The sequence below is a fragment of the uncultured Luteimonas sp. genome (genome assembly GCF_947492465.1).
GTDB lineage: Bacteria > Pseudomonadota > Gammaproteobacteria > Xanthomonadales > Xanthomonadaceae > Luteimonas.
The window spans coordinates 24,618-34,079 of sequence record NZ_CANLNF010000015.1 but is presented as its reverse complement, the minus strand read 5'-3'; the positions used below and the strand labels follow the sequence as shown (position 1 = coordinate 34,079).

Annotated in this window: 4 protein-coding genes; all 4 read right to left on the bottom strand. The window is 71.9% G+C overall.

The genetic code is table 11. The features are described 5' to 3' along the window. Positions 1-1,895: ESPR-type extended signal peptide-containing protein (locus tag Q0863_RS18120; protein WP_298581673.1), on the bottom strand; the 1,895-nt coding region annotated here is incomplete at its 3' end. 567 nt (positions 1,896-2,462) lie between these two features. Then, on the bottom strand, positions 2,463-6,491 hold the full coding sequence (purL, locus tag Q0863_RS18115) for a phosphoribosylformylglycinamidine synthase (RefSeq protein ID WP_298581671.1): 4,029 nt from the start codon (positions 6,489-6,491) through the stop codon (positions 2,463-2,465). A 156-nt stretch (positions 6,492-6,647) separates the two neighbouring features. Then, positions 6,648-7,478, bottom strand: a complete 831-nt coding sequence (locus Q0863_RS18110) for a DsbC family protein (RefSeq protein ID WP_298581677.1) — start codon at positions 7,476-7,478, stop codon at positions 6,648-6,650. A gap of 129 nt (positions 7,479-7,607) precedes the next feature. Further along, positions 7,608-9,329 carry an asparagine synthase B gene (gene asnB / locus Q0863_RS18105; RefSeq protein WP_298581669.1) on the bottom strand — a complete coding sequence of 574 codons (1,722 nt, stop codon included), beginning with the start codon at positions 9,327-9,329 and terminating at the stop codon, positions 7,608-7,610. Between the last annotated feature and the right edge of the window lie 133 nt (positions 9,330-9,462).

The window sequence follows — 9,462 nt, the reverse complement described above, 5'->3', positions numbered from 1 at the left end:
AGGCCATCGGCCGTTGCAGCCGCGCCGGTCGCGGTACTGAACGCGCCGTTGGCCTGCGCGCCCGCGCCGAACGCGCTTGCGCCGACTTCCGAAGCGGTCGTGGTCTGGTCGAGCAGCACCTCGCCCGTGTCCGGATCCTCGTAGTACAGGCTGCCGCCCACTGCCGTGGCGCTGTCGGCCGTGGCCGTGGCGTTGTAGCCCGAGGCCGTCGCGTTCTGGCCGTCGGCGTAGGCGCCGCTGCCGTAGGCCGACGCGCCCTGGCCGTAGGCGTTGGCCGCCTCGCCCGAGGCGGTCGCATACGCGCCTTCGGCGTACGCACCCACGTCGTCGCTCTGGTCCTCGTCGTTGCCTGTGGCCTGGAAGTAGCGGTTGTCTGCCGTCGCCTCTTCCAGCTGGTCCAGGTTCACCGCGTCGGTGCCTTCGGTGCCGGCGGCCACGTTCGTGACCTGGCGCTCGGCGCCTGCCGCGCCCACCGACACGCTGTCGTCGCGGTCGGCATACGAGCCGCGGCCCAGGGCCACGCTGCTGTCGCCTTCGGCCAGGCTGTCGGAACCCAGGGCGAGGCTGTTGTCGCCCTCGGCCGCGCTGAAGTTGCCCACGGCGGTGCTGTTGAAGCCGCCCGCGAAGGCGGCGCCGCCGACGGCCGTGGAGTAGTCGCCGGCCGCCTCGGTCGGGACCAGGCCCCAGAACGCGCCACCCACGGCCACGGCGTTGTCGCCACTGGCGATCGCGCCTTCGCCCACCGCAACGGTGTCGAAGTTGCCGGCCACCGCACCAAAGCCGATCGCGGTGGCGCCATCCATCGTGGCTTCGGCGCCGTAGCCCAGCGCGCTTGCGCCCAGGCCGTTGGCCACGGCGTAGCCGCCGTAGGCCGAGGACGCATCGCCGGACGCTTCGCTGCGGAAGCCCAGCGCGCTCGACTGCAGGCCCGTGGCGGCGGCCTCGTTGCCCACGGCCGTCGCGTACGCCGCGCCGGCCTGCGCGCCCGCGCCCAGCGCCGTTGCGCCGTCGCCATCGGCCACCGCGTTGGCACCGGCGGCGATCGCGCCTTCGCCGGCGATGCTGGCATCGTCGCTGCCGTCATCGGCGCCGTCCGCCTTGAAGTAACGGTCGGTGTGTTCGGCCACCTCGGCCACCGCCTCGACCGCGCCGGCGACCGCATTCACCTGCCCAAGGGTGGCCGCGTCGCTGTCGGCGATGCCGTCGGCGACATTGACGATGCGGCGCGTGGCCGGACCGAGCGTGCCCGCGCCGCCGCCATTGCCGACCGACAGCACGCCGGCCTCGGTGGCGCGTGCGCCGTAGCCGAGCGCGACGCTGCCCGCCGCGGACGGGCTGGCGTAGGCGTTGAACCCGAGCGCGATCGCGCCTTCGGCATGCGCCTGCGCGCCCTGGCCGACGGCGGTGCTGCGCAGGCCGAGCGCCTGGGTGGAGCTGCCCAGCGCGGTCGAGGCCGTCCCCGAGGCCAGAGCGTTGGAACCGGCGGCGGTCGCGTTGGACTGCAGCGCGCGCGCGTTGTTGCCGAATGCCGATGCGCTGGTGTGCGTGGCGCGTGCCGCGTTGCCGATGGCGGTCGACCCGGCGCCGCTGGCCACCGCGCCTTCGCCGCAGGCCGTGGCGCCCGTGGCCGTGGCCGTGGCCGAACCGCAGGCGTCGGCCTTGGCCGCCTTGCCTGGAGGTTGCGCCTTGCCGGCGTGCGCCGGCGCCTTGCCGCCGGAGGCGCCGCGGGCCGGACCCTGCGCAAGCGCGGCCCCCGCGAATGCGATCGCACCGGTCACCACGATGGCCTGCAGCAGCCGGGCGCCCTTGCCCTTGCCCTTTGCCTTGGCCAGTTCCGACGCGACGCTGACCTGACCGGTGGACTGGTTCCAGACCTTGGAATAGATGCGGTTCATCGTGTTTGGCCCCTCGTGATGGATGTACAGACGGATCCCCTGGCGCGCGGGCCTGGCGGCTCGCGGCATCGGGTGGGATTGCGTGGGATCAGGGGCGTCGCGGTCGCAATGAGATTCGGCGTGAGCCAGTCCTTGTGCGGGCCGATAGCGCTTTCCTGAACGCTCCTCGAATTGCTTGCAACTGGGACCGATACTCACCGCGACTGACAATTTTCGTCAAGTCTTGGCGCGAACTCCGTCAGTAATTGACCTTTTCGGACAGCATTGCCCCCAAAGAATCAACGACTTGCGCCGACACGAAGGAAAAGAAAGTGATGTTTCTCACAAAACGGCTTGAGCTGAACAGGAACTGGACACGTTCGCAGCTGGAATCAGCCGGTGCAGGCCCGGTGCGGGTCGACCGTGGATGCGGAGGCAAGGCCGTTGCTGCTGCGACGCAGCACGCATCTCCGCCGCCGCTGTCGCCCGCTGCGACGACAGCGGCCGGCCACGCAGCATCGCGCCGCCCGATGGGCAGCGCGCGTGGGGCAGGAAGGCGGCGCCGCGGACCTCCGCGGCACCGAAGGGTCAGCCGATCCGCGCCCGTGCGTTGCGGAACATCCGCAGCCAGGGTGAATCGTCGGGCCACTGCGTGGGTGCCCAGCTGAAGTTGGCGCGGCGCAGGGTGCGCTCGGGATGCGGCATGAGGATCGTCGCGCGGCCGTCGTCGCTGCTCAGGCCCGCGATCGCGTCGGTCGAACCATTCGGATTGGCCGGATACGAGGTTGCCGCGGTGCCGTCGCCCTCGACGTAGCGCAGCGCCACCCGCGCCGCGGCCTGGTCGGCCGCGTTGTCGAACGTGGCGCGGCCCTCGCCGTGGGCGATGACCACCGGGATGCGCGAGCCGGCCATGCCCGACAGGAACAGCGACGGCGAATCGAGCACTTCCAGCATGCCCAGGCGCCCCTCGAACTGCTCGCTGCGGTTGCGCAGGAAGCGCGGCCAATGGCCGGCGCCCGGGATGATCTCGCGCAGCTGCGACATCATCTGGCAACCGTTGCACACGCCAAGCGAGAACGTCGCGGCGCGCGCGAAGAACTCGCCGAACTGGTCGCGCAGGGCCGCGCGTTCCAGGATCGACGTGGCCCAGCCGCGGCCGGCGCCCAGCACGTCGCCGTAGCTGAAGCCGCCGCAGGCGACGAGGCCGTCGAAGCCGTCGAGCGACGTGCGCCCGGCGATGAGGTCGCTCATGTGCACGTCGACCGCGGCAAAGCCGGCGCGGTCGAAACCGACCGCCATCTCGACCTGGCTGTTGACGCCCTGCTCGCGCAGGACCGCGACCCTGGGCCGTGCGCCGGTGCCGATATAGGGCGCGGCCACGTCGTGGGCGGGATCGAACGCCAGCCTGGGCTGCAGTCCCGGCGCATCGAAGCGGCGCGCCGCGGCGCGCTCCTCGTCGGCGCAGTCGGGATTGTCGCGCAGCCGCTGCATCGCATGGGTCACCGACCACCAGGCATCGAACAGCTCTTCCCAGCTCCACTCGGCCAGCGCCTGCTCGCCGTGCAGCACGCGGATGCGGCCGCTGCCGGTGGGACGGGCGATGCGCTGCGCGCATTCGACCAGACCATGGCGGGCCACGAGGTCGGCGAATTCAGCCCGGTCCTCGCTGGCGATCTGCACCACCGCGCCCAGTTCCTCGGCGAACAGCGTGCGGAAGGCATCCTCGGCCCGGTCCTCGCCCCAGCCGTCCAGGTCGATGTCCAGGCCACGGTGCGAACAGAACGCCATTTCGCACAGCGCGGCGAAGGTGCCGCCGTCGGAACGGTCGTGGTAGGCGCGCAGCAGACCGGCCTCGCGCGCTTCGCCGATCAGTTCGAAGAACGCCCGCAGCCGCGCCGGATCGTCCAGGTCGGGGCAGGCGCCACCGAAGGCGTCGAAGCACTGCGCCAGGATCGACCCGCCCAGCCGCTGCTTGCCCGCGCCCAGGCCGATCAGCCACAGCTCGCTGTCGACGCCGTCCTCGATCAGCGGCGTGAGCTGGCGGCCGACATCGGGCACCGGCGCGAACGCGGTGACGATCAGCGACACCGGCGACACCGACTTGTGGGCCTGGCCGCCGCGTTCCCCGGCCGCGGTCCACTGCACCTGCATCGACAGCGAATCCTTGCCGACCGGGATGCTCAGGCCCAGCTCCGGACACAGCTCCATGCCCACGGCATGCACCGCGTCGAACAGCTTCGCGTCCTCGCCCGGGTGCCCGGCAGCGGCCATCCAGTTGGCCGACAGCTTGACCCGTTCCAGCGATTTCACAGGCGCCGCGCACAGGTTGGTGATCGCCTCGCCCACGGCCATGCGCGCGGCCGCGGCCGCGTCGATCAGGGCCAGCGGGGTGCGCTCGCCGATCGCCATCGCCTCGCCCGCCACGCCGTCGTAGCCGGCCAGGGTCAACGCGCAGTCGGCCACCGGCATCTGCCAGGGCCCGACCAGCTGGTCGCGCGCGGTCAGCCCGCCCACGGCGCGGTCGCCGATGGTGACCAGGAACTGCTTGGCCGCGACGGTGGGATGCGCGAGCACGCGCAGGCCGGCCTCGCGCAGGTCGATGGCACCGGTGTTGAGGCCACGCCAGCGCACGGGCGCCGGGCGCAGCGCGTCGCGGTGCATCTTCGGCGCCTTGCCGAACAGCACGTCCATCGGCAGGTCGATGGGGTGAGGACCACCCGCTTGCGCGGCACTGCCGCGCGGGTGGTCCGAACGCCCGGCGTGCTGCGCCGGGCCGGGGGTGCCTTCCAGCGCGGCACTGCCGCGCGGGTGGTCCGAACGCCCGGCGTGCTGCGCCGGGCCGGAGATACTGTCCGCCGCAGTGTCCGCCAGCACGCCATACCCGACCGTGAGGTGTTCCTCCGCCGTCGCCACGCCCACCGCCGCGAACGGGCAGCGCTCGCGCTCGCACAGCGCGGCGAACTCGGCCATGCGCGCCTGCGGCACGCCCAGCACGTAGCGTTCCTGCGATTCGTTGCACCACAGCTGCATCGGCGAGAGTGAAGGGTCGTCGCTGGGCACGCGGCCCAGGTCGATCGCGCCGCCCACGTCCGAATCGTGCAGCAGCTCGGGGATCGCGTTGGACAGGCCGCCGGCACCGACGTCGTGGATCGAGACGATCGGGTTGTCCGCGCCCAGCGCCACGCAGGCGTCGATGACCTCCTGGCAGCGCCGCTCCATCTCCGGGTTCTCGCGCTGCACCGAGGCGAAATCGAGGTCTTCGGCGCTTTCGCCGGACGCGACCGAACTGGCGGCGCCGCCCCCCAGCCCGATCAGCATCGCCGGGCCGCCCAGCACCACGACCGCGTCGCCGGGCTGCAGCCTGCGCTTGGCCACCATCGGCCGGTCCATGGCGCCGAGGCCGCCGGCCAGCATGATCGGCTTGTCGTAGGCGCGCGCCGGCTCGCCTTCGTGCTGCAGTTCGAAGCTGCGGAAATAGCCCAGCAGGTTCGGGCGCCCGAATTCGTTGTTGAACGCGGCGCCGCCCAGCGGGCCGTCGAGCATGATCTCCAGGGCTGGCGCCATGCGCGGATTGAGCGCGCGTTCGCCCTCCCAGGGCTGCGGCAGCGTCGGGATGCGCAGGTGCGAGACGCTGAAGCCGGTGAGCCCGGCCTTGGGCTTGCCGCCGCGGCCGGTCGCGCCCTCGTCGCGGATCTCGCCGCCGGCTCCGGTACTCGCACCGGAGAACGGCGAGATCGCGGTCGGGTGGTTGTGGGTCTCGACCTTGATGCAGAACGCGCTGTCGGCGAGCGGCTCGGCGCGGTACTCGGCCGAGACCGGATCCGGCCGGAACCGGGTGGCCGGATATCCCTCCACCACCGCCGCGTTGTCGCTGTAGGCCGACAGCGTGTGCTGCGGCGTGCGCGCGTGGGTGTTGCGGATCATGCCGAACAGCGAGCGCGGCTGGTCCTCGCCATCCACCGTCCACGAGGCGTTGAAGATCTTGTGCCGGCAGTGCTCGGAATTGGCCTGCGCGAACATCATCAGCTCGACGTCGGACGGATCGCGGCCGAGGCCGGCGTAGCGATCGCGCAGATACTCGATCTCGTCCGCGGCCAGCGCCAGGCCGAGCCGGACGTTGGCCTGTTCCAGCTGCGCCAGCGCGATGCGCTCGACCGCGCCGCGCGCCGGGGTGGCGAACAGTCCGGCCGCCTCGTCGTGCGAGGCCAGCAGCGACTGCGTCATCGGGTCGTGGAGCAGTTTCGACAGCGCCGCCCGGGCGGCGGCATCGTCGGGCCAGCCGGTCAGGTCGATGCGGGTGCCCCGCTCCACCCGGCGCACCGGTTGACGGGCGCCGCGCAGGATCTCGCTGGCCTTGCTCGCCCATGGCGAGATCGTGCCCAGCCGCGGCGCGACGAAGCGCGAGATGCTGCCGCTGGCCGGCGCGGCGCGGTCGTCGCCGGCCTCCAGCACGCGGCGCAGCACGGCCGGGTCCGGGCTCGCGCCCGGTTCGGGATCGATCCAGTACACGTGCCAGGCGCCGGCGATGCGCACGCCAGGGGAAACGGATTGGAGGCGGAGCTCAAGCCGTTCGCGACGGAACGGCGACAGGGCCGGGAGGCCCTCGAGGACGATCATGTCCGGGAGAACACCTGGGAGCGGGCCGTCTATTGTAAGCGGCTTCGCCGCCTCCGGCCGGGATCGGGGCCGCAGCCCTGGCGGGCGGTCGACCCGGTACAACTGCCCGCGGTCGCGCCGGCCGTCCGGCGGCCGGGCGCCGGACGCGCGCCCGCCTCAGCTGCCGGCGGCGTCCGTGGCTTCGGGCTGCACCGCGTCCATTTCCCGCAGCGCCGACAGCAGCGCGTCGGGCGGCAGGTAGCCCGGCATCGACACGCCGCTGGCGGTCACGATCATCGGCGTGCCGGTCAGGCCGACGCGCTGGCCGAGTTCGTAGTGGCGCGCCACCGGGTTCTCGCAGCTGGCGGAGGGCACGTCGCGGCCTTCCTTGGCATCGGTCAGCGCCTTGCGACGGTCCTTGGCGCACCACACCGACACCATCAGCCGGTAGTCGGGCGTGTCGATGCCCATCCGCGGGAACGCCAGGTATTCGATGGCGATACCGCGCTTGTTGTACTCGGCGATGTCCTGGTGCAGGCGGCGGCAGTAGCCGCATTCCACGTCGGTGAACACGCTGACGGTGTACTTCGGATTGGCCGGCGCGAAGATGATGCGCTCGCTCGCCGGCACCGCGGCCAGCAGGCGGCGGCGGACGTCCGCCACGCCGGCCTGGCTGAGGTCGCGCTTGGCGCGGATGTCGAACAGGCTGCCCTGCAGCAGGTAGTTGCCGTCATCGCTGACGTACAGCGCCTGCCCGCCGACGATGACCTCCTGGAAGCCCTCCAGCGGCGCGGCCGAGATCGCGTCGATCCGGATGTCCGGATTGATCGATTCGATCGCCTGGCGGGCGCGGTCCTCGGGCGTGCCCGGCGTGGTCTGCACCTGCTCGACCTGCTCGACCGGCCCGGCGCCCGCCTCCTTCTCCGGCTCGCCGTCATCGGTAGGGGCCTGCGCGCAGGCGGACAGGCTGGCGGCACACAGGACGGAGATCAGCAGGCTTCGCATCACGGACATGGGCTCGGCGCAGGGCGCATTGGCGGGAAGCGGGCATTGTCGCACGCCCCCGCCGCGGCGCCCGGCGATCCACGGGCACCGGTGCGGGGCCATTCAAGCGCGGGGCGGCCGCGGAATGCGCGGTCAGGGCGACGCCAGCGCCTGGTCGTGCACGCCCGCCACCGCCCGTCCGGACGGGTCGGCCATCGCCGCGAAGCTCGCGTCCCAGGCGATCGCCGCCGGCGACGAGCAAGCGATCGACTTGCCGCCGGGCACGGTTTCGGCGCAGGCGGGGCCGGGATAGAACTGCTCGAACAGCGTGCGGTAGAAATAGGCCTCCTTGGTCTGCGGCGGATTGACCGGGAAGCGCCGGCTGGCGGCCGCCAACTCGCGGTCGCTCACCTGCGCTTCCGCGTGCGCCTTGAGGCCATCGATCCAGCCGTAGCCGACGCCATCGCTGAACTGCTCCTTCTGCCGCCACAGGATCGCGTCAGGCAGGTAGCCCTCGAAGGCTGCGCGCAGCACGCCCTTCTCCATGCGCTGCGGGCCCGCGTCGCCGCGCCGGACCATCTTGTGGCTGGCGTCCATGCGCATGGCCACGTCGAGGAACTCGCGGTCCAGGAACGGCACGCGCGGCTCCACGCCCCAGGCCATCATCGACTTGTTGGCGCGCAGGCAGTCGTAGTTGTGCAGGGCATCGAGCTTGCGCACCAGCTCTTCGTGGAACTCGCGGGCGTCCGGCGCCTTGTGGAAGTACAGGTAGCCGCCGAAGATCTCGTCGCTGCCCTCGCCGGAGAGCACCATCTTCACTCCCATCGCCTTGATCCGGCGCGCCAGCAGGTACATCGGGGTCGATGCGCGGATGGTGGTGACGTCGCAGGTCTCGACGTGGCGGATCACCTCGGGCAGCGCGTCCAGGCCTTCCTGCAGGGTATAGGTGAAGCCGTGGTGCACGGTGCCCAGCATCTTCGCGGCGACTTCGGCGGCGGCGAGATCGGGCGATCCCTCCAGGCCGATCGCGAACGAATGCAGCCGCGGCCACCAGGCCTCGCTGGCATCGTCGTCCTCGATCCGGCGGCGGGCGTAGCGTGCGGCGACCGCGGCCACCAGCGACGAGTCCAGTCCGCCCGACAGCAGCACGCCGTAGGGCACGTCGCTCATCAGCTGGCGATGGACCGCGGCTTCGAAGGCCTCGCGCAGTTCCTGCTTCGACACCTGCACGCCCTCGACCGCGGCGTAGTCGCGCCACGGGCGCTCGTAGTAGCGATGCAGCGTGCCCTGCGGCTGGCCATCTGCGCCCTCTGCCGACCACTCGTACCAGTGCCCCGGCGGAAACTGCGCCACGTCCGCGCAGATCGGCGCCAGCGCCTTCATCTCCGACGCCACGCACAGGCGGCCTTCGCGGTCGTGCCCCCAGTACAGCGGCACCACGCCGATCGGGTCGCGCGCGATCAGCACGCGCCTGCCGGCCGCATCCCACAGCGCGAAGGCGAAAATGCCGTTGAGCCGGTTGAGGAACGAGGCCGGCCCGTCCTCGCGGTACAGCGCATTGATCACCTCGCAGTCCGAGCCCGTCTGGAAGTCGTACTCCTGCCGCAGTTCGGCCTTGAGTTCGCGGTGGTTGTAGATCTCCCCGTTGACCGCCAGCACCAGCGCGCCGTCGGCCGAGTGCAACGGCTGCGAGCCGCCCGCCGGGTCGACGATCGCCAGCCGCTCGTGCACCAGGATGGCGCCTTCGTCGAGGTGGATGCCGCTCCAGTCGGGGCCGCGATGGCGCTGGCGCTGGGACAGTTCCAGCGACTGCCGGCGCAGGGCCGCGATGTCGTCGCCGGGCTGCAGCCCGAAGATGCCGAAGATCGAACACATGGGGTGACGCTCCTGAGGGAAGAGGAAGCCCGCGGCCGCGTCCCGATACGAAAAAAGCCCGCATCCTGCGATGCGGGCTTTTGCGTTCGGGCGAGGCCCCGGGGGGGATCTACGCCTGGCTGCAGCCCGGTGC